Origin of the sequence: Streptomyces sp. NPDC048496 (assembly GCF_043200055.1) — a bacterium.
Classification (GTDB): domain Bacteria; phylum Actinomycetota; class Actinomycetes; order Streptomycetales; family Streptomycetaceae; genus Streptomyces.
This window is the reverse complement of sequence record NZ_JBICXB010000024.1, coordinates 32599-53738: the sequence shown is the minus strand read 5'-3', so window position 1 is coordinate 53738 and position 21140 is coordinate 32599. Positions and strand designations below refer to the sequence as shown.

19 protein-coding genes and 1 pseudogene are annotated in these 21140 nt (G+C 68.7%); 14 read left to right on the top strand and 6 right to left on the bottom strand.

All coding sequences use genetic code 11. The annotated features are described in order from the left end of the window. Positions 1–19: 19 nt before the first annotated feature. From ACGFSA_RS21520 to ACGFSA_RS21505, 4 genes are all read right to left on the bottom strand, one after another. On the bottom strand, positions 20–709 hold the full coding sequence (locus ACGFSA_RS21520; RefSeq protein ID WP_393306479.1) for a hypothetical protein: 690 nt from the start codon (positions 707–709) through the stop codon (positions 20–22). Between the two features lie 15 nt (positions 710–724). Further along, on the bottom strand, positions 725–3079 hold the full coding sequence (locus tag ACGFSA_RS21515; RefSeq protein ID WP_393306476.1) for an FHA domain-containing protein: 2355 nt from the start codon (positions 3077–3079) through the stop codon (positions 725–727). A 598-nt stretch (positions 3080–3677) separates the two neighbouring features. Further along, positions 3678–5318 (bottom strand): phosphoglucomutase (alpha-D-glucose-1,6-bisphosphate-dependent), encoded by a 1641-nt coding sequence (gene pgm / locus ACGFSA_RS21510; RefSeq protein ID WP_393306474.1) that lies wholly within the window; start codon positions 5316–5318, stop codon positions 3678–3680. 47 nt (positions 5319–5365) lie between these two features. Next, positions 5366–6100, bottom strand: coding sequence for a 4'-phosphopantetheinyl transferase family protein (locus tag ACGFSA_RS21505; RefSeq protein ID WP_393306471.1), 735 nt, complete (start codon positions 6098–6100; stop codon positions 5366–5368). Between the two features lie 367 nt (positions 6101–6467). Here ACGFSA_RS21505 and ACGFSA_RS21500 point away from each other — a divergent pair, with 367 nt between their 5' ends. Both ACGFSA_RS21500 and ACGFSA_RS21495 read left to right on the top strand, forming a co-directional pair. Next, entirely contained in the window at positions 6468–7193 is a 726-nt protein-coding gene (locus tag ACGFSA_RS21500; RefSeq protein ID WP_393306469.1) for a S8 family serine peptidase, read from the top strand. Positions 7194–7633: 440 nt separating this feature from the next. Beyond that, positions 7634–7951, top strand: a complete 318-nt coding sequence (locus ACGFSA_RS21495; protein WP_366695324.1) for a cupin — start codon at positions 7634–7636, stop codon at positions 7949–7951. Positions 7952–7953: 2 nt separating this feature from the next. On the opposite strand, the gene ACGFSA_RS21490 is transcribed toward ACGFSA_RS21495, so the two are convergent. Further along, entirely contained in the window at positions 7954–9186 is a 1233-nt protein-coding gene (locus ACGFSA_RS21490; RefSeq protein WP_393306466.1) for an MFS transporter, read from the bottom strand. A gap of 80 nt (positions 9187–9266) precedes the next feature. Here ACGFSA_RS21490 and ACGFSA_RS21485 point away from each other — a divergent pair, with 80 nt between their 5' ends. From ACGFSA_RS21485 to ACGFSA_RS21435, 11 genes and pseudogenes are all read left to right on the top strand, one after another. Further along, positions 9267–10163, top strand: coding sequence for a LysR family transcriptional regulator (locus tag ACGFSA_RS21485; RefSeq protein ID WP_393306463.1), 897 nt, complete (start codon positions 9267–9269; stop codon positions 10161–10163). Positions 10164–10595: 432 nt separating this feature from the next. After that, positions 10596–11480 (top strand): ABC transporter substrate-binding protein, encoded by an 885-nt coding sequence (locus ACGFSA_RS21480; RefSeq protein WP_393306461.1) that lies wholly within the window; start codon positions 10596–10598, stop codon positions 11478–11480. A gap of 77 nt (positions 11481–11557) precedes the next feature. Beyond that, a complete protein-coding gene (locus ACGFSA_RS21475; protein ID WP_393306459.1) occupies positions 11558–12439 on the top strand; it encodes a hypothetical protein in 882 nt (293 codons plus the stop codon). A 72-nt stretch (positions 12440–12511) separates the two neighbouring features. Next, positions 12512–12787, top strand: a pseudogene (locus ACGFSA_RS21470) (hypothetical protein); the annotation flags it as partial. 168 nt (positions 12788–12955) lie between these two features. After that, entirely contained in the window at positions 12956–14155 is a 1200-nt protein-coding gene (locus tag ACGFSA_RS21465; protein ID WP_393306457.1) for an ATP-binding protein, read from the top strand. Beyond that, positions 14152–14556: a roadblock/LC7 domain-containing protein gene (locus tag ACGFSA_RS21460; protein ID WP_393306455.1), complete on the top strand. Its 405-nt coding sequence runs from the start codon at positions 14152–14154 to the stop codon at positions 14554–14556. Before ACGFSA_RS21465 ends, ACGFSA_RS21460 begins: the two co-directional genes overlap by 4 nt. Beyond that, positions 14549–14932, top strand: coding sequence for a DUF742 domain-containing protein (locus ACGFSA_RS21455; RefSeq protein ID WP_393306453.1), 384 nt, complete (start codon positions 14549–14551; stop codon positions 14930–14932). Before ACGFSA_RS21460 ends, ACGFSA_RS21455 begins: the two co-directional genes overlap by 8 nt. Continuing rightward, a complete protein-coding gene (locus tag ACGFSA_RS21450) occupies positions 14907–15512 on the top strand; it encodes an ATP/GTP-binding protein (protein WP_393306451.1) in 606 nt (201 codons plus the stop codon). Before ACGFSA_RS21455 ends, ACGFSA_RS21450 begins: the two co-directional genes overlap by 26 nt. After that, complete coding sequence (locus ACGFSA_RS21445) at positions 15509–16846, top strand: cytochrome P450 (protein ID WP_393306449.1); 1338 nt, start codon at positions 15509–15511, stop codon at positions 16844–16846. Before ACGFSA_RS21450 ends, ACGFSA_RS21445 begins: the two co-directional genes overlap by 4 nt. Before the next feature lie 316 nt (positions 16847–17162). Beyond that, entirely contained in the window at positions 17163–18362 is a 1200-nt protein-coding gene (locus tag ACGFSA_RS21440) for a tryptophan dimethylallyltransferase family protein (RefSeq protein WP_393306447.1), read from the top strand. Positions 18363–18422: 60 nt separating this feature from the next. Next, positions 18423–19796 carry a tryptophanase gene (locus ACGFSA_RS21435; protein ID WP_393306444.1) on the top strand — a complete coding sequence of 458 codons (1374 nt, stop codon included), beginning with the start codon at positions 18423–18425 and terminating at the stop codon, positions 19794–19796. Positions 19797–19925: 129 nt separating this feature from the next. Here the strand turns inward: ACGFSA_RS21435 and ACGFSA_RS21430 are convergent, their stop codons facing one another. Further along, the gene (locus tag ACGFSA_RS21430) at positions 19926–20084 is read right to left on the bottom strand and encodes a hypothetical protein (RefSeq protein ID WP_393306442.1); all 159 of its coding nucleotides are present in this window, start codon (positions 20082–20084) and stop codon (positions 19926–19928) included. A 366-nt stretch (positions 20085–20450) separates the two neighbouring features. Between ACGFSA_RS21430 and ACGFSA_RS21425 the strand changes: the two genes are divergently transcribed. Continuing rightward, positions 20451–21089: a hypothetical protein gene (locus tag ACGFSA_RS21425; protein ID WP_393306440.1), complete on the top strand. Its 639-nt coding sequence runs from the start codon at positions 20451–20453 to the stop codon at positions 21087–21089. Positions 21090–21140 lie beyond the last annotated feature (51 nt).

Genomic DNA, 21140 nt, shown 5'->3' with positions numbered 1-21140 from the left:
GGCGCGGGTGCGGGGGACATCACGCGTCACCCGTCCGGGTGGGTGGATGTGTGGTGTCCGCCCCGGACCGGTCGACGGGCCGCAGGAGCTGTGTCGGCTCGGCATCGGCGGGATCCTCAGGGCGGTACGGGGCCACCCGTGCGGGGTCGACGATCTGCGTCGGCCCGGGCTCCGGTGCGTGCGCCCCGCCCGCTCCGCGGTCCGTGGGGGCACTGCTCGGCCGGCCGGGACCGCCCGAGGCCGCGTACGTACTCAGCTGGGTGCCGTCGCAGTACACCCAGCGCTCGTGCTCGGCGTCGTACAGCCACATCGCCTCGCCGTCGGCGACCACGCCCACCCGTAGCCCCCGGGTCCGGCGGCGGAAGGTCTCCCCGTCGATCCGGCCCTCGGCCAGCTCCTCCGCGGCGCGCCGGTACTGGCTCAGCGACTCCTGGACCCGCGCCATGAGCGGCAGGGGGTCCGCGGTGCGCGCGAGCGGCTGTCCGGACTCCGGCGGGCCGTGGGGGACGGAGACGAGCATCCGGCCGTCAACCCATGCCGACCAGCCGTTGGCGCAGAGGATTTGTCCCCAGTCGCCCCGCCGGTTGAGCAACTGGACGGGAAGCAGCGGGTCGAGCGGCTCGGTGGGGCGGGTCACGTCGGGCGCTTCCCAGGCGGACATCCCGTCCGGGGGGACCACGTGTGTGGGGCGGAACTCCGGTGTCGCCATGGGCTCCCGCCTCCGCTACTTCCGCATGATGACGGGCTCGTGCCGGCGGAGCAGCCGCGCCACCACCAGTCCGAAGACGACCGACAGCACCACCAGCATCCCCATGTTCAGCAGCCACGCCGCCGCGGAGTGATCGAACAGCGGATCCGAGCTCACCTTTCCCGGCACGATCCTGGCGAGCCCGATGGTCCCGCCCATCGCCGCGAGCGCCCACCGGGACGGCACCAGCCACGCCAGCTGCTCCAACCCGGGCACCCCGTGCAGTTTCAGCAGCGCACCGCAGAACACGACCTGGACGATGGCGAGGAGCACCAGCAGCGGCATGGTGACCTCCTCCTTGCGCACCAGCGCGGAGACGACCAGACCGAGCATCATCGCCGTGAACGACAACAGGGCCACGGCCAGCGTGATTTCGACCAGTGGTGGCAGGAGAACGCCTTTGCCGCCCGGGGCGTTCAGATCGACGCCCACCAGACCGACCAGGGTCAGAACCACCGCCTGCAGTACCGTGATGGTGCCCAGGACAACCACTTTGGACATCACATACGCCTGTCTGGACAGTCCGACGGCCCGCTCCCGCTGATAGATCGCCCGCTCCTTGACCAGTTCCCGTACGGCATTGGCGGCGCCGGTCAGCACGCTGCCCACGCAGAGGATCAGCAGCGCGTTGATCGCCGTGTCCTGGGTCAGCCGGCTACCGGCCAGGGCCCGGGTCATCGCGCCCATCACGAACGGCAGAGCGATCATGATGGCCAGGAAGGTCCGGTCGGCGCTCAGCGCGGCGGCGTACCGGCGGACCAGCGTCCACAGCTGAGCCTCCCTGCTCCGGGTCTTCGGCGGCGGCGTGATCGGGGCGGCCACGGCGTGCGGCAGCCGGGGCTGCGCGCTGGAGTTCGCGATGTACTTCCGGTGGAACGGGGAGGCGCGGTACTCCGCCGACCAATTCCGGTCCCGGTCGTTCTCGAACGCCTCGAACGCCTCCGGCCACTGCTCGAACCCGAAGAAGGCGAGCGCCTCGTCCGGCGGCCCGTAGAAGGCGGTCTTCCCGCCGGGGGCCAGGACCAGCAGCCTGTGGCAGACATCGAGGCTGAGCACACTGTGCGTGACGACGATGACCGTACGCCCGTCGTCGGCGAGCTTGCGGAGCATATGCATGACCGAGCGGTCCATACCGGGGTCGAGCCCCGAGGTCGGCTCGTCGAGGAAGAGCAGCGACGGCCTCGTCAGCAATTCCAGCGCGACGCTGACGCGCTTGCGCTGGCCGCCGGAGAGGCTGTGGATCGACTGTTCCGTCCGCTTTTCCAGACCCAGCTCACGGATCACTTCGGTGACCCTGGCCCGGCGTTCCTCCGGGGCCGTGTCGTGCGGGAAGCGGAGCTCGGCGGCGTACCCGAGGGCGCGGCGCACGGTCAGCTGGGAGTGCAGGATGTCGTCCTGCGGGACAAGCCCGATGCGGTGGCGCAGCTCGGCGTAGTCGTGGTAAAGGTCGCGGCCGTCGTAGAGGACGCTGCCCTCGTCGGCCGGGCGGAGGCCGGTCAGTGCGTTGAGCAGGGTGGACTTACCTGAGCCGCTCGGACCCACCACGCCGAGCAGGCACTTCTCGCCCACCGGGAAGGAGATCTGGTCGAGCAACGTCTTGCGGCCCCCGTCCACGGTGACCGCCAGGTCCTGCACATCGAGTGAGACCTCACCGGTGTCGACGAACTCCTGCAGAACGTCGCCTACCAGAGAGAACTCGGAGTGACCGATACCGACGATGTCACCGGCGGCGACCGGGGCGCGGCCGACGAGCTGGCCGTTGAGATACGTCCCGTTGTGCGAGCCGAGGTCGACGATTTCGTATGTGCCGTCCGGATGCGCCCGCAGTTCGGCGTGCCGGTGCGAGACGGTCAGGTCGTCGACGACGAGGTCGTTGTCGGCGCTGCGGCCGATGCGTACGGTGTGGACGGGCCGCGGTCGCACGATGGTCGGCTGCCGGAACGTACTGGTGGCGGCCGGCATGGAGACGGTGGACGGGCGGTCCGCCGGATGCAGCGCGGGGGCCGGGGGTTCCTGACCGACCAGAACAGCGCACGGCCCGTCCGCGGGATGACCGAACCGGATGACGCTGCCGGGTCCTACGCCCGATTCATGGATGCGCCTGCCCCCGGTGTACGTACCGTTCGTGCTGTTCTCGTCCTCCAGGGACCAGTGGTCGGCCACGGGCCGGAGCACCGCATGGTGCCACGAGACCCGGACATCGTCGATGACGATGTCGCTCAGCGGGTCGCGGCCGACGTGGTAGTCCCGGCTCGGACTTATCACCGTGGGTCCTGCGTCGGTTTCGAGAATGAGCTCGGGCGCAGTCGATGCGACAGGCCTCTCTGACATGGTCGAATTCTATCTATCGGTGGGGATATCTGCTCATGTGCGCCCCGGGCCGCTCGGTCGGAACATGGTGGGCTCACGGGGGCCGGCGCATTTCCCCAGGCCTCACCGGACCCGATCTCCCGGCTGTCGTGGCGCGATGCCCAGCGGCCACGCTGCGGGCGCGCGCTCTCGCTTCGAGAGCCGGCACGGACAAGCCGCCGACCGACGGGCAATGCGGCGACCCCGGTCCGTGGGTCCGGGTTCACCGCCGGGTTCCGGAAGCAGGCAACCCTGCCCAGGACGGCCCTGGGGCTCCTGCCCGGTGCTGTCCATGGCGAAGGAGAACTCCCCGCATGTACCGCCCCGTGCCCGAACGGGCGCGTCGTCCGCTGACCAAGGAGCCGCCTCCCGCGCGTCGGCCGGGCGTCGCACGGGACGCGGCCTTCCGATCGCTCAGAGCCTGTCGGGTGACCTTCGATCGGAAAGCGGACGCGGTCTGGTGCGTGCGATTCCAAGGCGCTGGAAGGTCCTCGTAGCGGAGCTACTAGGGCATTTCGGCAACGCGGGAAGCGTGCGTGCCAGGGCGTGGCCGCCCGATCAGAGGTCACCCGACAGGCTCTCAGGCGCCCAGTGCCGCCGAGACCACGGCCTTGGCCTCGTCCTGCACCCGGCCGAGGTGATCGGACCCGAGGAACGACTCCGCGTAGATCTTGTAGACGTCTTCGGTGCCCGAGGGGCGGGCGGCGAACCAGGCGTTCTCCGTGGTCACCTTGATGCCGCCGATCGGTGCGCCGTTGCCGGGAGCCGACGTGAGCACCGCCGTGACCGGTTCGCCGGCCAGCGTGTCGGCCGTGATCTGCTCCGGCGAGAGCTTGGCGAGTACCGCCTTCTGCTCACGGTTCGCGGGGGCATCGATGCGGGCGTACGCGGGCTCTCCGAAGCGGGCGGTGAGCCCGGCGTAGTGCTCGGACGGCGACTTCCCCGTCACGGCGAGGATCTCCGAGGCGAGCAGCGCCAGAATGATGCCGTCCTTGTCGGTCGTCCACACCGATCCGTCACGGCGCAGGAACGACGCGCCGGCCGACTCCTCGCCTCCGAATCCGAGCGACCCGCCGACCAGCCCGTCCACGAACCACTTGAAGCCGACCGGCACTTCGACCAGCTGCCGTCCGAGATCGTCGGCGACCCGGTCGATCATCCCTGACGACACCAGGGTCTTGCCGACGCCCGCCGTGTCCGGCCACTGATCACGGTGCGCGTACAGGTAGTTGATGGCGACGGCAAGATAGTGGTTCGGGTTCATCAGCCCGCCGTCCGGGGTCACGATGCCGTGCCGGTCCGCATCGGCGTCGTTCCCCGTCGCGATCCGATACCGGTCCCGTTGACCGATCAGCGACGCCATCGCGTACGGCGAGGAGCAGTCCATCCGGATCTTGCCGTCCCAGTCCAGCGTCATGAACCGCCAGGTGGGGTCGGTCAGCGGATTGACGACGGTCAGATCGAGCCGGTGCTGCTCGGCGATACGGCCCCAGTACGCGACCGACGCGCCGCCCAGCGGGTCCGCGCCGATCCGGACCCCGGCCGCGCGGATCGCGTCGAGGTCGAGCACGGACGGCAGGTCCGCGACATAGGTGCCGAGGAAGTCGTACGTGGAGGTGGTCGGCGCCGACAGCGCGCGGACGTACGGCAGCCTTCGTACGTCCTTCATGCCGGCCGCGATGATCTCGTTGGCCCGCCCCTGGATCCAGCCGGTCGCCTCGGACCCGGCGGGGCCGCCGTTCGGCGGGTTGTACTTGAATCCGCCGTCGCCCGGCGGGTTGTGCGACGGAGTGACCACCACGCCGTCGGCGAGACCCGAGGTACGGCCCCGGTTGTGGGCGAGGATGGCGTGCGACACCGCCGGGGTGGGGGTGTAGCCGTCGGCGGAGTCGATCAGCACAGTCACGTCATTGGCGGCGAACACCTCGATCGCGGTGACCCGTGCGGGCTCGGACAGCGCATGGGTGTCGGATCCGAGGAACAGCGGACCGTCCGTGCCCTGCTGCGCCCGGTACTCGCTGATGGCCTGACTGGTCGCGGCGATGTGGTCCTCGTTGAACGCCGTGGCCGTCGACGTCCCGCGGTGACCCGAGGTGCCGAACGCCACCCGCTGGTCCGGCTCGGCCGGATCGGGGTGCAACGTGTAATACGCCGTCACCAGCCTGGCCACATCGGTCAGGTCCTCCGGACGTGCCTGCTGTCCGGCTCGTTCGTGCGGCATCTGCCCACTCCTCCGTATCGGTCGGTCGTTGCGATCTCCCCGCCGGATCAGTTTCCCCGATGGCCGACGCGGACCGGTGGCTGCCCGGCAGTACGCACCGCCACGGCGGCGGCGTACCCGGCGGGGACCAGCACATCGGTGACGGTCCAGCCCGGGGGGCCGGGCTCCGGCACGGGCCCGGTGCCCAGATGGTCCAGCGAGAGCTCGCGTGCGAGCCCGATCCCCTCGCCCTTCAGATATGCCTCTTTGCGGGTCCACGCCCGGGCGAAGGCGACGGGCCGGTCCTCCGCGCGGAGTTCTGCCAGCTCCTTTACCTCCGCCGGATGCAGCATCGCCCCGACGCTCGCAGCGGCCGTGCCGTTCGGCACCGCCTCCACGTCCACCCCGACCGGCGCGGCGGCGAACGCCAGCAGCGACAGGTCCCGGCTGTGCGACAGGGAGAAATGCAACCCGCCGTCGGTCGCCGGACGGCCGTGCGGACCACCGCAGGACGGGCACGGCTCACGGACCAGCCGCACCTCGCGCGGTTCGACACCCAGCCGGGCGCCGAGCAGCATCCGCAGCGCCACATGGGCCGTGACATAGCAGCGCCGGTCGGCCGGAGCGACGAATCTCCCGGCACGCCGCTGTTCCCCGGCGTCGAGAATTCCGGGCGCGAGCCGCTCGGCCGCATCACCGTGCCGCACCGCGTCCACGATCCACAGGGCAGGTATCGCGGCAGGCCAGGAGAGCAGCACGCCCCGGGTGCCGTCCACCGGGTCGAACTCGATGGGCTGATGCACCGGTCGGATCATCTCCAATCATCTGGCGAACGCCGTGAGGGAGTGTCATCGGCGCGGGGAGCAGCGCCAATTCTATGGAGACCCCGACCGGACGCGGCATGGATTCCTCCACGATGTGAGCAGGTCACCGCGCCAGGGAGAAACGAGCCTGCAACGAGGAGAAGGAACCCGACGTCATGTACCGGTGGGTCGCGCGGGGCTGACCGACCGGCACGCCGGTCACGTCCCGCACGCACCGGCTCCGACGGGTGTGGACGCGACCTGTTGCGCTGTCCGGATGATCACGCTCAAGGCGGCAGTGGGTCCCGGACGAAGGACAGGTGTCCGCTCTTGTTCGCGCTCGATCCAGGCATTCCAGGAGTCATGCATGCGTTTGCGTACACGATGGGCGTCGGCCGCCCTGCTGCTGCTCGTACCGCTGATCAGCAGCGCACACGCCGTCGCTGCCGTGCCGGGTGACGGCGGCGTCGTGGTGGAACGTTCCGCGCGGGCCGTTCCGGGGCAGTACATCGTCACCCTCGAGCCCGAGTACTCGGCGTCCTCCGCCATGGAGCAGCTCGGCGTGGGGAATGGGACCGCGGCCGGGATGCTGGCCGGATTCGACTGGGTGGCCGGGCATGCCAAGCAGCCCGCGGTCCTGAACGCCTCCCTCGGCGGCCCGGGGTCCGTGGCGGTCGACGACGCCGTCGACGCCATTGCGGCCCGGGGGACCCTGCCCGTCGTCGCGGCGGGGAACAGTTCGTTGGACGCCTGCACCATTTCCCCGGCCCGCGCGGCACACGTGGTCACGGTCGCGGCCAGCGACGCTCAGGACCGGCAGACCAGCTTCAGCAACTACGGCCCCTGCGTGGAGATGTACGCCCCCGGCTCGGCGATCGTATCGGCCAAGCTCGGCGGTGGTTCCGTGGCCATGAGCGGAACCTCCATGGCCAGCCCCCATGTTGCCGGGGGCGCCGCCCTCTACAAGCAGTGGAAGCCGGCCGCCACGCCGAACGACCTCACTCGCTGGCTCGTCGACCAGTCGACCAAGAACGTCCTGTCGTCCCTGGGCGCGGGTTCGCCGAACCGGCTCCTCTACACCGCGGGGCTCTGATCCCGAGCCGCTGAACCCGTCCGACCGGCGGGGTCCGCATCCGCGGGCCCCGCTTGCTGCTGTGCGGTGCACAGTCCCTTCGCTCTCCCGCGCTTCCATTGCGCCATGTGCGACGCCATCTGCCGGTCGGCATGGCGCGCTCCGGCGCCGGGCGAGGGGCGGAGTCCCCCCGGATGCTGTGGCTGCAGGCGCCTCCGCCGACGGGCTAGGGGCGCCGTGCGGTGGAGAGGGCGGCGCTCCGGGCTGTACATCACGAGCCTGAGGCAGCGGATGACGGACGGCCTGGACCGGCTGTCAGCCGCGCTCGCCGACGGCAGCGCGGGCGGGGTCAACGTCACCACCCGCAAGGGCGAGCCGTGGATCACACCGCGACCCGGCTGCGGGGCTGACGGCGGCGCGGGCGGATCGCGGCGGCTCCGGGGCTGCGGCACAGTGGTCGTATGGATGATCTCAACGCCCTCGCCGACGAGCATCTGGCCGCCGCCCGTACGTCCCCGCACGGCCGCAGCGCCCACCTGCTGTTGCGGCAGGAGCCCCTGCGGCAGACGGTCATCGCGCTCACCGCGGGCTCGGCCCTCGACGAGCACAACGCGCCGCCCGCCGCCTCGCTCCAGGTCCTGAGGGGGTCCGTCCGCCTCACCGCGGCCTCCGGCGACGTGGAAGTGACCGCCGGAGGGCTGCAGCCCATCCCGCACGAGCGGCACGGACTGCTGGCGCTGCAGGACGCGGTGGTGCTGCTGACCGCGGTCAACGACTGAACTCACCGCGCCCGGACCCGCTCCAGCACCCAGAGCACGAAGCTGCCCGCGGCCAGCGAACCGCCCAGGACGCAGATGCCGGTCCAGCCCGCGCGCGACCAGACCACCGAGGCGAGTGCCGCTCCCACGGCCCCGCCCAGGAAGAAGAGGGTCATGAACCCGGAGTTGATCCGGTTGCGGGCCTCCGGGCGGAGCGCGTAGACCACGTTCTGACTGCTGTTGAGTGCCGCCTGCTGGGCCACGTTCAGCGAGATCACGCCGAGCGCGAGCCACGGCAGCGAGGACTCGCCGGCGAGAAGCAGCAGCCAGGAGAGGGCGAGCAGGGCGGCCGAGGCCCCGGAGACCGCCTGCACACGGCCGCGGTCGCTCAGCCGGGCCGCGAAGTTCATGCCCACCACACCGATGACGCCCACGAGTCCGAAGAGTCCGATCGCGGCCGCGTTCCAGTTGTAGGGCGCCCGGGTCAGCAGGAAGGTCAGCGCGGTCAGCTGCACGCTGTACGAGGCCATGGAGAAGGCGGCGACGGCGGACCGCCAGCGCAGCAGGGGCTCCGTGCGCAGCAGGGAGAGAGTGGAGCGCAGCAGCCCGGCGTAACCCATCGGGGCGGTGTCGTCCGACCGGGGCAGCCGTGGCAGATGGCGGTGCAGGAGCACGGCCATGGCCGCCATGAGCAGGGCGTTCACCCAGTACGCGGTCCGCCAGCCGCCGAGCTCCGACAGCGCGCCGGAGGCCAGACGCCCGACCAGGCCGCCCAGCAGGACGCCCGACATGACGAGGCCGACGATCCTGCCGCGTTCGGCCGGAGCCGCGAGAGTCGCCGCGAACGGCACCACGACCTGGGCGCCGACGGAGGTGAGCGCCGTGAGCGCCGTCCCGGCGATCAGCAGGGGGCCGGTGGGGGCACCGGCGGTCAGCAGCAGGAAGAGCGCCGTCAGCGCGAACAGGCCCACCGCCAGCTTTCGGCGCTCCATGGTGTCCCCGAGCGGAACCAGCAGGATCAGGCCGAGCGCGTAGCCGCCTTGGGCGGCGGTCACGATCAGCCCCGCCGCCGTGACACCGATGTGCAGATTCGCCTCGATCACGTCGAGGAGCGGCTGCGCGAAGTAGTTGCCCGCGGCCGAGAGTCCGGCCGCGACGGCCATCAGGAGAACGAGCCCGCGGCCGAGGACGGGCGACGCCTCGGGCGGGATCGGCAGAGCCGTGCTGCGCCGTAGCGCCTGTGTGGAGTGAGCCATGCCCCTCAGCCTCGGGGACCGGGCATCCATGAGTCCAACACATGTTTTTCATTCGATCGATCGTGATTCACGATAGATGTATGGAGCTTCAGCAGATGCGGTACGTGGTGGCGGTGGCGGAGCTGGAAAACTTCACGCGCGCTGCGAAGAAATGCCTGGTCGTCCAGTCGGCCCTGAGTCATCAGATCGCCCGTCTGGAGAAGGAGCTCGGCGCCCGGCTGTTCGATCGCACGAGCCGTCAGGTCCGGCTCACTGCCGCCGGCGAGGCGTTCCTGCCGGCGGCCCGGCAGGCGCTGGACGCGGCCGAGCGGGCCCGCGCCGAGGTGACGGCAGCGGCGGGGGAGGTCAGCGGGCGTCTCGGGATCGGGGCGATCCCGACGCTCTCCGCGGTCGACATTCCGGCCGCACTGCGGGAGTTCCATCTCCGCCACCCGAAGGTCCGTATCGACCTGAGAGAAGGGGCGAGCAAGGACCTCGTCCAGGAAGTGCGGGACGGGACGCTCGACGTGGCGTTTCTCGGTGTACTGCCGAGCTACCGGCCGAAGGGGGTGCGCGACCGCGAACTGGGTCGCGGGGAACTCGCCGCTGTGGTGGCGCCCGGCCACCCGCTGGCCGATGAGTCCCAGGTGGACCTGGAGCGGTTGGCGCGGGAGACGTTCGTCGACTACCCCGCCGGGACCGCGGCCCGCGCCCAGTCGGAGGAGGCCTTCGAGGCGTCCGGACTCACCCGTGAAGTGGCGTTCGAGGTCAGCGGAACCGATTTCATCGTCCGGTTGGTACGCAGCGGACTGGTCGTCGCTCTCCTGCCCGCCGCGTTCGCGGCGGAGCTGACGGGGCTCACCGTGCTTCCGGTGCGCAATGCGCCCGCACGGACGGAACGGCTGGTGTGGAGCCGGTTCCGCCCCACACCGGCGGCTGCGGCATTCCTGGCGGGTCTGGACATCGGGGACGAGGAGCTCTGTCCCAAGACTCTCTGAGGAGAGCCTTTCGACCACGCCTCGTGGGTTCGTGTCCACCGGATCCCGCGCGACGAGGTCCCGCACGGGGAGAAGCGGCCGCCCCCCATTTGCCGGTCGGTCTTATTCAGCCCGCCGGCGGAGCCCCGCGCCGACGGCGAAGGAACTCGGGGACGGAGCACCACGCCGGACCTGTAAAAGCCCTGCCCCGTCGCACCGCCCAGCACGCCCGCTCGCCGCGTTGGCCAAAAGCCCTGGCAGCTCCTTCCTCAAGCTCTCAGCTTCGTTCGAGCAGGGGAGGCCCCATCCAAGGACGTCCGGCCGCCTTGCGATCGGCCGGCAGCGGGTACGGGACCGGCACCTCGCCGAGGGATGCCCCGGCAAGGACCTGGGCAGGTACTCGTGTACGAGCTGGACCGGGGCCGGGCAGTCGGGTGCAGAAGGGTGTGCGATGTGAGCGAGCGGACCGAGTGGCAGTTCTCCGACGACCGTGGACAACTGTCGAGTGCCGGGCGGCGCCCGTGGCGTGTGCTCGCCTATGTGCAGGCCGGAGCGACGCTGTGGGACCACGGGATACGTCCGAGCGGGATCTTCGGATCGGATCACGACGGGGAGTCGCCCGACCGGGCCAAGACCGGGGCGCTGCCGCTCACCGAGGTCGACTATCTCGGTGCGGGCAGCGTCCTGGACGTGGACACCCTCCTGCGGGGCGAGCCGGACCTCGTGGTGGCCGTCAGCTACGGGGGAGGGCATGTCTACGGACTGGCCCCGGAGACTGCCAAGCACCTGGAGGAGCACGTTCCGGTCGTCGTGATCGACGTGGGCCAGGCACGCACCCTCGCCGACATCGGTGACCGGTTCGCCGAGCTGGCCCGCTCGCTCGGGGCCGAAGAGGGAGGGGCGCCGGCGACGCAGGACCTGGAAGCAGCCCGGGAGCGGCTGCGTAGTCTCGCCGCCGGTCCGTCCCGGCCCCGGGTCCTCGCCCTGTCACCGGCGGGGCAGGACCGGGCGCATCTCGCGCGTCCCCGCATGTGGCCGGAGCTGCGCGTGCTGGCGGAGCTGGGCGTCGACGTCCTCGAACCGGCCGCCGGGCCCGGTGCCAACTGGTCCACGGTCGGCTGGGCGGAGGCGGCGGCCCTCCGTCCGAGGATCCTGCTCACCGACATCCGGTCCAATGCGGCACCCCTGGACCGGCTCCGGTCGAACGCTGACTGGACGGCGCTGGAGCGGGCGGCCGCGGTGGTGCCGTGGAATCCGGAACCGGTCTGCAGCCCCCAGGCCCATGCGCGGTTCCTGACGCTGGTGGCCGACGCGGTGGAGGAGGCGCAGGGCCGGTAGCGCGCGCCGCAACCGTCGCACCGCCAGGCACGTCCGACGGGTAAGCAGCAAGGACCGAGGGTGGACAGGGGTGGGGCATGAACAGAGGCAGGGTGGGCGGAACGGTCGCGGTGATCCTGGTGACCGCGCTGTCGGCGGTGGCGTGCGGCGGGGGTGCCTCCGAGGATCTCGTGACCGAGGGGAGCCCCCCGGCCGCGCCCTACAGCGGCCCGCTCGACGTACCGCATCCGAACGTCGAAGCCGACAGCCCACAGGCGATGAAGACGAAATCGGGGGCCGCCGGCCGCGCTCTGGAGTGCGCGGGGGACATCTACTCCGGCAGCGGCAGTGAAACCTGGAGCAAGGGCGACGGCGGGGCGACGCCCGAGGAAGGGCTGAAGCTGTACTTCGAGATCGAGCAGCCCGATCTGCCGCAGTACGGCTATCGCGTGGAACGCGAGGAGGCGGACCGGGTCCTGTACTCGTTCGACGTGGACCGCAGGACGAAGATCGCCGTCGTCGTCGCCAAGGACCAAAAGGGGCGTCCGGGCTGGGGTCCGGAGACCGCCGCCTCGTGCGACCCGGCGGAGCTGCCGTCGAGCTATACGGACAAGCGGCCGTACCGGGTCTGGACCGACAAGGACGGCCACCGGGTGCCGGTGTCCGAGCTGAACAGCTCGGCGGGCGAGGCGCACTGCGACTGGCAGGAGGCGGACTTCCTTGAATGGGACGCGGGTTCGGGGGAGGGCTCGGCCGACCGGAAGGTCTATGCGCGTGACCCGAAGGGCGTACTTCCGTCCGGCATGCTCACCTCGGCGTACGACGGGGACGTGACGATGCCCGCCGGTGCGCGGTCCACGGGCTATCACCTGGATGACTGGGAACTGTGGCTGACGGACGACCTGTCCAGGGTCTATGTCCGCACCCCGCACGGGGTGGAGGCGTGGCCCGTCATGAAGCAGCACATGGGATGCCGGTGACGTGTCCGGCGTGCCAGGCCCCTTGACGGGTTCGAGGGTCCGTCCTCAAGCGCCGGATGGACCGGCCCGGCACCGGGGCCAGGCACCGTCGTCTTCCGCGACCGCTCCGCGGGCTACGCCTTCCTGACCCGGTCCACCGCGTCCAGCGAGCAGACCATCCAGTGGGACGACGGGGAGACCTGTCCCGTCATCGACGTGGAGATCTCCGCCGAGAGCCACCCGAACCCGGGGCGGTTCATGGCCGGACGCCCCGTCTTCACAGTCGGCCAGGAGGCACCCGACGATCACGTTCTCTCCACCAAAGGTCACCTGGACATCTGCCAAACTGCCTGTTCAGTGCTAAGTTGACAATTCGTCATATTTCCCAGTGGTATGATCGGGGCACTTGCCGGGCGCATGTTTTCCCCGAGTGACGCCTGCAGCAGGGGATCATCCGAGCGGCGAGTGCAGCCGTTCGTCGAGGGTCCGCACGGACAGGTTCCAGTTACTGGACTCCAGTCGCACAAAGAGAGTCATATGACGAACTACTTGCAGGATCCGGCGGTCTGGGCGCTAGCTGTCGGCGTCCCCACTGCGGCCACGGCCATCATCCGCCAGCGTAGAACGATCACAACGTTACGTCAGGGCAATCTGGAACTGGAAAGCTTCAACACTGAGCTGCAGACCCGCTGCACCGGCAGCGAAACCTCTCTCGCCAGACTGCAGAGCGACTACGAAAAGGCCATTGAGCAGGCCGAGCAAGAGGCAGAGAGCGCCACAAAGACCGTACTGAAGTCCGCCATGCAGACGCTCCAAGGCCTCGCGGCGGAGCAGCAGCGGGTCATCTCCGATTTGCAGAACAAATACGGCGAGTCGGCCATCCTGCGGGATCTGCTGGACGTCGACCACATGAACAACCAGTTCAACCGGCGCGCGCAGTCTATCTCCGTGCTGTGCCAGGGCTGGCTCGGTCGGCAGCGGGATGCAGCCTCGGTGTACGACGTAATCCGTGGCGCCCAGGGAAGAATCCGGAACTTCCAGCGAGTCGACGTCCTTTCACAGGTGGAATTCGCTGTGACCGGCCGCGCGGTCGAGCCGGTTGCGCTGGCGGTTGCCGAACTACTCGATAACGCCACGAGTTATTCGGCGCCGGAAACCATGGTCGAGATCAACGTGCGGACTGTGCCGAAGGGTATCTGCATCGTGATCGACGACGCGGGTGTCGGGATGAGTGAGGAGGAGAAGACCAACGCCTCGGCTTTCCTGTCGGGTGCACGTGCAGCCAGTGTCTCGTCGCTCGGCAACCCTCCTCAGTTCGGCTTCGCGGTGATCGGCGCCTTGTGCGCTCGCTACGGTTTCACGGTGACGATCGACACCACGTCGCCCTATGGGGGTGTCCGCGCGGTAGTGCTTGTTCCGCAGGACCTGCTCACCAGCATGCCGGAGCCGAAGAAGCCCGCCGCTGCAATGGCGGCGGATTCGGACGCGCATGGGCGCGAGCCAGGTGCTGCGGAAACCACGGCCGATGGACTGCCCAAGCGCAAGCGCAGGCGGCCCATGGCTGTTGTGCGGGACGGAGGCTCCTCCCCCTCACCCTCGACAGGCCGTTCGGACGTGGAGACGGCATCAATTTTGGGTGCCTTTCAGCGCGGCACGGCAGCGGGCCGGGTTACGTCGCCGGACGTGGAGTACCGGTCAAGCCCCGTCGACGCACGTAAAGAATCGGATGACCTGTGAGTAATGATCTGTCCTGGATGCTCGACGGCGCTCTGGAGATTCCCGGGGCCCTGCACGCAGTCCTGGTCTCTGCCGATGGCCTGCCGATGTTCCGCACGAAGGAGCTCGACCGGGACTCGGCCGACAAGGTGGCCGCTGCGATGAGCGGGGTGCAGTCCCTCAGCCGGTCACTCGGGTTTTTCTGCGGTGACACCAGCCAGCGGTGGCGCCAGACTCTGGTTGAGTTCGACGGTGGCTGGATCTTTCTGATCTCCGCGGGCGAGAGCGCTTATCTTGCGGTTGCCGCGTCACCTGAGGTCGATATGGGCGCCATCACTTTTCGTATGCAGCAGCTCGTCGGCCAGCTGGGCAAGGAGCTGAAGGCATCACGCCGCGAGACATCGGCCATCGCCCATGACTGACAATGATCTCCCTGAGTTCGAGCCCGAAGCCGCCGGCTTAGTCCGGCCCTACGTGATCACCGGCGGGCGTGACCTGCCTGCCGAAGATGAGTTCTCGCTGATCACCCTCGTCACGACGGCCAGCGACCAGCGGCAGCGTCCCCATCGGCTCTCTCCCGAGGAGCAGCAGCTTCTGGCGATGTGTGCCGGCGGCTATCTGTCTGTTGCTGAGATTGCCGGGCACGCCAAGCTCCCCCTGGGCGTCCTCAAGGTTCTCCTCAGCTCTCTATCCGAGGGGGGCTACCTGCTCACCCGTGCGCCGGTGCCCCAGGCTCGCTCCGCCGGCGCAGATCTTCTCCAGGAGGTGCTGGATGGTCTCCGGACCCACTTTGGATGAGGACGCCTACGTGCGGCGCGGCGCGGAGCAGACCCCGGTGAAGATTCTGGTCGTCGGACATTTTGCCGTCGGCAAGACCACCTTCATCGGCACTCTCTCCGAGATCACCCCGTTGTCCACCGAAGAGAGCATGACGCGCGTCGCTGAAACCGTGGACGACCTCAAAGGCGTACGGGGCAAGACCACCACCACCGTCGCCCTGGACTTCGGACGGCTGACGATCAGCGACCGGGTGGTGCTCTACCTGTTCGGCACTCCGGGGCAAGAGAGGTTCGTCAGCCTTTGGGAGGACATGGCCCGCGGAGCGCTGGGAGCCCTGGTCCTGGTGGATCCCGAGCGGCTGGCGGACTCCTTCCCCATCATGGATCTGATCGAGGAGCACGGACTCGACTACGCCATCGCCATCAACCGCTTCGACGGCACCCCGACGCGTACGGCAGAAGCGGTGCGTGAAGCACTCGACCTGCTCCCTGAGACCCCTGTCGTCACCGTCGACGCACGAGATGAGAGATCATCAGCGGACGCATTGATCACCCTCGTTCGCTACCTACAGGACCGCGCCGCTCTGGAGCACGCATGACCACGACCCCTGTTCCGCCGCCCGGTTGCCCCGCGCATGGCAGCGGCCAGCCGATACCCCTGCACACGGCGGATTACGCCGCCGACCCGCACGCTTACCACCAGTACATGCGCCAGCACGGCCCCGCCTCGCCGGTCGAACTCGCTCCCGGCGTGGAAGCGACCCTCGTGACGGACTACAACGCGGCGCTCGATCTGCTGCAGAACTCAATCGACTTCCGCAAGGACTCACGCCGGTGGCGGGCCCTCGCCGAAGGACGGATCAGCCCCGACAGTCCTGTCCTTCCCCTGCTGGCCTACCGGCCCAACTGCATGTTCACCGATGGCGCCGCTCACTTGCGGCTGCGCCAGGCCATCACCGAGTCCTTCGCCCGCGTCAGTGGTCACCGTCTGAGCCTCATCGTCGAGCGGGCTGCCCGCTTCCTCATCTCCCGGTTCAGCGCCCGCGGCTCGGCCGATCTGCTCAACGACTATGCCAAGCAGCTGCCTTTGTTCGTCTTCAACGAACTCTTCGGCTGTCCCGCAGGCATCGGCGACCGAGTGATGTTCGGCATCTCCGGCATGTTCGACGGCATCAACGCCGAGCAGGCCAACCAGGTGCTCGTTCAGGCCGTCAACGAGCTGGTTGCGCTGAAGCGGGCTCAGCCAGGCGATGACGTCACCACCTGGCTGATGCAGCACCCGGCTCAGCTGAGCGATGAGGAGATGATCCAGCAGCTCGTGCTTCTTCTCGGTGCCGGAGCGGAACCGCTGCGCGGCCTCATCGGTAACACCTTCCACCGTGTCTTGACCGTTGAGCGCTATGCGCGCAGCGGACTGCTGGAGGAAGCACTCGATGACACCCTGTGGCGTAATCCGCCCATGGCCAACTATGCCCCTCACTACCCGGCCGTGGATACGGATGTGGCTGGCCATAAGGTCAGCGCCGGCGAGCTGGTTCTGGTGAGTTTCGCTGCCGCCAACGCAGCTCTGGCGGACCAGGCGGGCAACAGCCATGCCCACCTGGCCTGGAGTGCGGGCCCGCACGCATGCCCCTCCAAGGAGCCCGCTCGGCTCATCACCCTGGCAGCCATCGAGCACCTGCTCAACGAACTGCCCGATGTCGAACTCGCAGTCCCTGAAGAGAGCCTGGCCTGGCGGCCGGGGCCCTTCAACCGAGCTCTGGCGCACCTGCCTGTCCGCTTCGGCGCCGTAAAACCGCGTGCCGCCGTACAGCCCCAGCAGCCGGAAGCGCCCCAGCAGCCGACGGTGCTTCAGCCTTCGGCGCCCAGCACCAGTCAGAGCAAGACCGGACGCAGCGGGTGGAGCGCCTTCCTTACCTGGTTGAAGGGATAGGAACCCAGAAAACGCAATGTGATGCAGGCAACATAGTCAGTTGCCGCTGTTTGCATGACCGTTCAACCGCTGGGGTAGGACTGCACGGAGTTTCTGGATCTTCGCAAGGTGAAGGAGGGGCAGTGGAGCCCACTGATATACCGGCGCATCGTTCCGCAGCCTGGCCGCCCCAGCGGCACCCGCTCTTGAGGCGGACGATCGCGCGGCGCACAGGCGCCGAACCCGATGGACCTTATGGCTGTACACCCGCCTCTCCCGGCGGGTCTCTTTTTTCCGCCTCGCCCGCAGGCACGCCGCGTGCGGGTATGTCGCCGGCGTGCGACTGCTCCCAGCGCCGAGCGCTGCAGGGGGCGCAGTGAGCGTGATACCAGTGGTGTCCGACGCACCCGCTGCAGGACCCAGCGAGGTGATACTCGGCGATCACGTGCTCGGCCAACTGCTGCGCCTGGGCGCCGTCGTGGGACTGAACGATGCGGATACGTCCCTGTACGGCCAGGTCCTCCTGAATTCTCTGGCGGATACAGCGCGGCGGCCGCTATCTCTGCCGCCGGCCTCGCCCAGCTTCATCTCTGATGACCACACCCCGGTCGAGTTCTCCCTTGCCTTCACACCGGGCACCGCCCCCGTTCTGCGGATGCTGGTGGAACCCGGTTGTGCTTCTGGCGACATGGCCGACAGCGCACGCGTCGGCCTCGCGGACATCCGTGAGATGGCCAGCCGCTGGGCTTTCTCCACCGCGCAGCTCGACGCACTGGAGGACCTCTTCTTCCCGACCGCGGCCGAGGGGCCAATGGCGCTCTGGTACGCGCTGGAGCTGCGTCCCGGAGGCGTCCCCGGAGTCAAGGTCTATCTGAATCCGTCCGCCAACGGGCCCGAGTACGCCACCCGAACCGTGCAGGAAGCGCTGCGCCGACTCGGCCACCGGAACGCATTCACCGCGCTTCCCGATGCCGCGGGCTATCCGTTCGTCGCGCTCGACCTGAGTACCCGGACGACGCCTCGCGTCAAGGTATACCTGAGGCATCCACGCCTGTCCGCAGGCGACGCCTGTGCACTGAGCCGTACGGGATCCATCCTGGCAGAAGAACAGATCAAGACCTTCTTCCATACGGCCGCAGGATCGCTCCTGCCGCCCGGGCCGGGGGCCGAAGAAGGTCCGCGGCTGCTGCGGCGGCCCGCGCTCACCTGCCACGCGTTCACCGACAGGGAAGCCGGCGCACCTAGTGGTTTCACGCTGCACATCCCTGTACGGGACTACGTCCGCGATGACGAGGAAGCCCTCACCCGAGCGACGGCCCTGCTGAACCAATTCGGCATGGATGCCTCGGTTCTCAGCCGCGCTCTGGCCGCTCTCACGTCGCGGGAACTCACCTCGGGCGTCGGACTGATCGCTTATCTGGCTCTCGTGTACGAGCAGAATCGGCAGCCCCGCGTCACCGCCTACATCAGCTCCGAGGCATACGCGGTCCGCCCGCCACTGTCTCTGCCCCTGCAGGACAGAGTCAGCGTGTCCTGAAGCGGCGCCGCAGCACCACAAGTTACGCAGTGATCACGAAATGCAGAAGGAAGAACCCACGTGGAGCCGTACCGCATCAAGGTCGTTGAGCCCATCGCCATCACCACCCGGGCGCAACGCGAGGAAGCCCTAAGGCGGGTCGCCTACAACCCTTTCGACCTGCGTTCCGACGAGGTCACCATCGACCTGCTGAGTGACTCGGGAACCGGCGCGCTCTCCGCAGCACAACTGGCCGCCGGTATGAATGGCGACGAGGCCTACGCCGGGTCCCGCTCGTTCTACCGCTGGCATGAGGTCGTCACCGAGCTCACCGGCTACCCGCACATCCTGCCCACCCACCAAGGACGGGCAGCGGAACGCGTTTTGTTCGCCTCGCTCCTCAAGCCTGGCAGCACCGTCCTGTCGAACACGCATTTCGACACGACCAGGGCCAACGTGGAACTGTCCGGCGCTCAGGCACGTGACCTTCCCTGCGCCGAGGCCAAAGACCTCGACAGCGACTACCCCTTCAAAGGCAATATCGACTTGTCCGCTCTCCAGCAGGCCCTTGAGAGCGCACACGAGTCCCCGGTGGCAGCCGTGTTGATGACCATCACCAACAACGGCGGCGGCGGGCAACCGGTCTCCATGGACAACCTGAAGGAGACGGCCGCACTGTGCCGCCGTTACAACGTCCCCATGATCCTGGACGCCGCGCGCTTCGCGGAGAACGCCTGGCTGGTGACCCGCCGCGAGCCCGGCTACCAGGACCGCACCCCCCGCCAGGTCGCCGAAGAAGCTTTCCGACTGGCGGACGGGTGCATCATGAGCGCCAAGAAGGACGGCATCGTCCACATCGGCGGTTTCATCGGCCTGAAGGACCCTGAACTCGCCGAGAGGTGTAACGGGCTACTCATCGCTACTGAAGGCTTCTCCACCTACGGCGGCCTGGCCGGACGTGATCTAGACATGATGGCTCAAGGACTCACGGAGGTCACCGAGCCGTCCTATCTGGCGGAGCGTGCCGAGATAGCCGACTACCTCGCCGGGCGCATCCGCGCCGCAGGCGTCGACATCGTTGAGCCTGCCGGCCTGCACGCCCTCTACCTCAACGCGGGCCGCCTCCTGCCCCACATACCGCCCCACCAGTACCCCGGCACCGCACTGGTCGTCGAGCTGTACCGGCGCGGGGGAATCCGCTCGGCAGAGCTGGGATCCCTCTACCTCGGCGAGGAGGACGCAGAAGGAAACCCCATCAAGAGCGCGCCGTACGAGCTGGTGAGGCTGGCACTCCCGCGCCGGGTCTACACCCGCAGCCACTACGACCATGTCGCCCAGACCCTGGCAGAGATAGCCCAGGACCCCGGCTCGGTGCAGGGCTACCGCATCGCGCGCCAATCACCCATCCTTCGCCATTTCAGCATCGAGGTGGAACCGGTGAAGTCCGAGGGCTGAACGGCCGTCGTACGCCTGCCACGACGATCCGCCGATCACCCTGTGACTCCGGTTGAGTCGGCCTGGAGAAACGGACCGGTGGCAACACCGGCACCGCGCTCCAGGCCGACTCGACCGCAGGCTCGCCCCTCAAGGGGCGGGCCTGTCGCGTTGCGCCCCCAAGCCCACGACCTCTTCCAGCCGCCAGGAGCGGACTTCACCCGCCGCGAGAAAGCTGCGGGCGGGTTCGTCGAGTTCGGCCGCGCACCGCAGGCCGCGGGCCCGGAAGCGGGCGAGGTTGCCCCTCATGCGGCTGACGGCGATGTCCCCGACCGCGTACCGGCGGCCCGACTCCGGTCCACTGCACGGGCTCGGCTCTCGCCCAGTTTGAGACCCTGCTCACCGAACGGAGCGGCGGTCCGCAGACGATCTGACCGAACGTCTCAGGCCGCTGCCCGCTTCGATCGACGTGGCAACTGGGCGGGTGTCGTCGTCCTGCGCCGCGATCCGAATCGTGTCGACCGTCTTGCCGTACGCGTTGGTCTTGGACAGCCGACGACGTCCGGCATGAGGGAATCAATCAGGAGCTTTCTGGGTTTGCAGACCGCCGTGCGTGACGCCCGAGCATTCGATCGCCCCCGGTCTGGCTGTCGGGGCCCGGTAAAGTTGACCGGCATGCGAATGAAGATCATTTCAGTGGTCGTAGCTACTACTGCGGTGGGCCTGCTGGCCACGGGGTGCGGGGGCGAAGGTTCGGGTTCCGGCGATGCTGGCGCCAAGCCGGCACCCGTGGGTGCCGTGCTGCCGCAGAAGCTGACGGAGCCGCCCGCACTACCGGAAGATGAGCTGCAGCCGTCTCAGGCCGACGATGCTACGTTCGGGGAGAATCTGGCATACGAGTTGCGCCGTAAGACTCTGAACATGGCCCGGGCGGCGGGCAAGGTCACCTCCACGTGTCCCAAGGGCCTGGAGCCAAAGGGCGGTTCCAAGGTGACCTGCACGACCACCTATGAGGGTCTCGAGGTGGAGTGGGACGTGACGGTCGGCGACAAGCCCGGCTGGTCGGACAACATGGTGGAGTTCGAGGCGGTCCCGCGCCAGGGCATCCTTACCCGCGACGGTGTCGCGCGCCTGCTCTACGGCAACAGTGGCGACACCATGGACTATGCGCTCTGCAATGGCATTCCCAAGGCCGTGCTGGTGCCCCTGAACGCGAAGTCGAAGTACTCCTGCGAGGTCGTCTTCAAGGGCAAAGACCCGGTCGGCGCCGCCACCGCGGTGCGGGTCACAGCCGCAGGCCCGCGGGTTTTCTGATGTCGGTGGACGCGCTTACCAGGACACGTACGTACGCGCACTCGTAGGAGA

Coding starts and splice junctions, on each gene's coding strand:
- ACGFSA_RS21520 (WP_393306479.1), bottom strand. CDS start 709: ATGGCGACACCGGAGTTCCGCCCCACACACGTGGTCCCCCCGGACGGG.
- ACGFSA_RS21515 (WP_393306476.1), bottom strand. CDS start 3,079: ATGTCAGAGAGGCCTGTCGCATCGACTGCGCCCGAGCTCATTCTCGAA.
- pgm (WP_393306474.1), bottom strand. CDS start 5,318: ATGCCGCACGAACGAGCCGGACAGCAGGCACGTCCGGAGGACCTGACC.
- ACGFSA_RS21500 (WP_393306469.1), top strand. CDS start 6,468: ATGCGTTTGCGTACACGATGGGCGTCGGCCGCCCTGCTGCTGCTCGTA.
- ACGFSA_RS21495 (WP_366695324.1), top strand. CDS start 7,634: ATGGATGATCTCAACGCCCTCGCCGACGAGCATCTGGCCGCCGCCCGT.
- ACGFSA_RS21490 (WP_393306466.1), bottom strand. CDS start 9,186: ATGGCTCACTCCACACAGGCGCTACGGCGCAGCACGGCTCTGCCGATC.
- ACGFSA_RS21485 (WP_393306463.1), top strand. CDS start 9,267: ATGGAGCTTCAGCAGATGCGGTACGTGGTGGCGGTGGCGGAGCTGGAA.
- ACGFSA_RS21475 (WP_393306459.1), top strand. CDS start 11,558: ATGAACAGAGGCAGGGTGGGCGGAACGGTCGCGGTGATCCTGGTGACC.
- ACGFSA_RS21465 (WP_393306457.1), top strand. CDS start 12,956: ATGACGAACTACTTGCAGGATCCGGCGGTCTGGGCGCTAGCTGTCGGC.
- ACGFSA_RS21455 (WP_393306453.1), top strand. CDS start 14,549: ATGACTGACAATGATCTCCCTGAGTTCGAGCCCGAAGCCGCCGGCTTA.
- ACGFSA_RS21450 (WP_393306451.1), top strand. CDS start 14,907: ATGGTCTCCGGACCCACTTTGGATGAGGACGCCTACGTGCGGCGCGGC.
- ACGFSA_RS21445 (WP_393306449.1), top strand. CDS start 15,509: ATGACCACGACCCCTGTTCCGCCGCCCGGTTGCCCCGCGCATGGCAGC.
- ACGFSA_RS21430 (WP_393306442.1), bottom strand. CDS start 20,084: ATGAGGGGCAACCTCGCCCGCTTCCGGGCCCGCGGCCTGCGGTGCGCG.
- ACGFSA_RS21425 (WP_393306440.1), top strand. CDS start 20,451: ATGCGAATGAAGATCATTTCAGTGGTCGTAGCTACTACTGCGGTGGGC.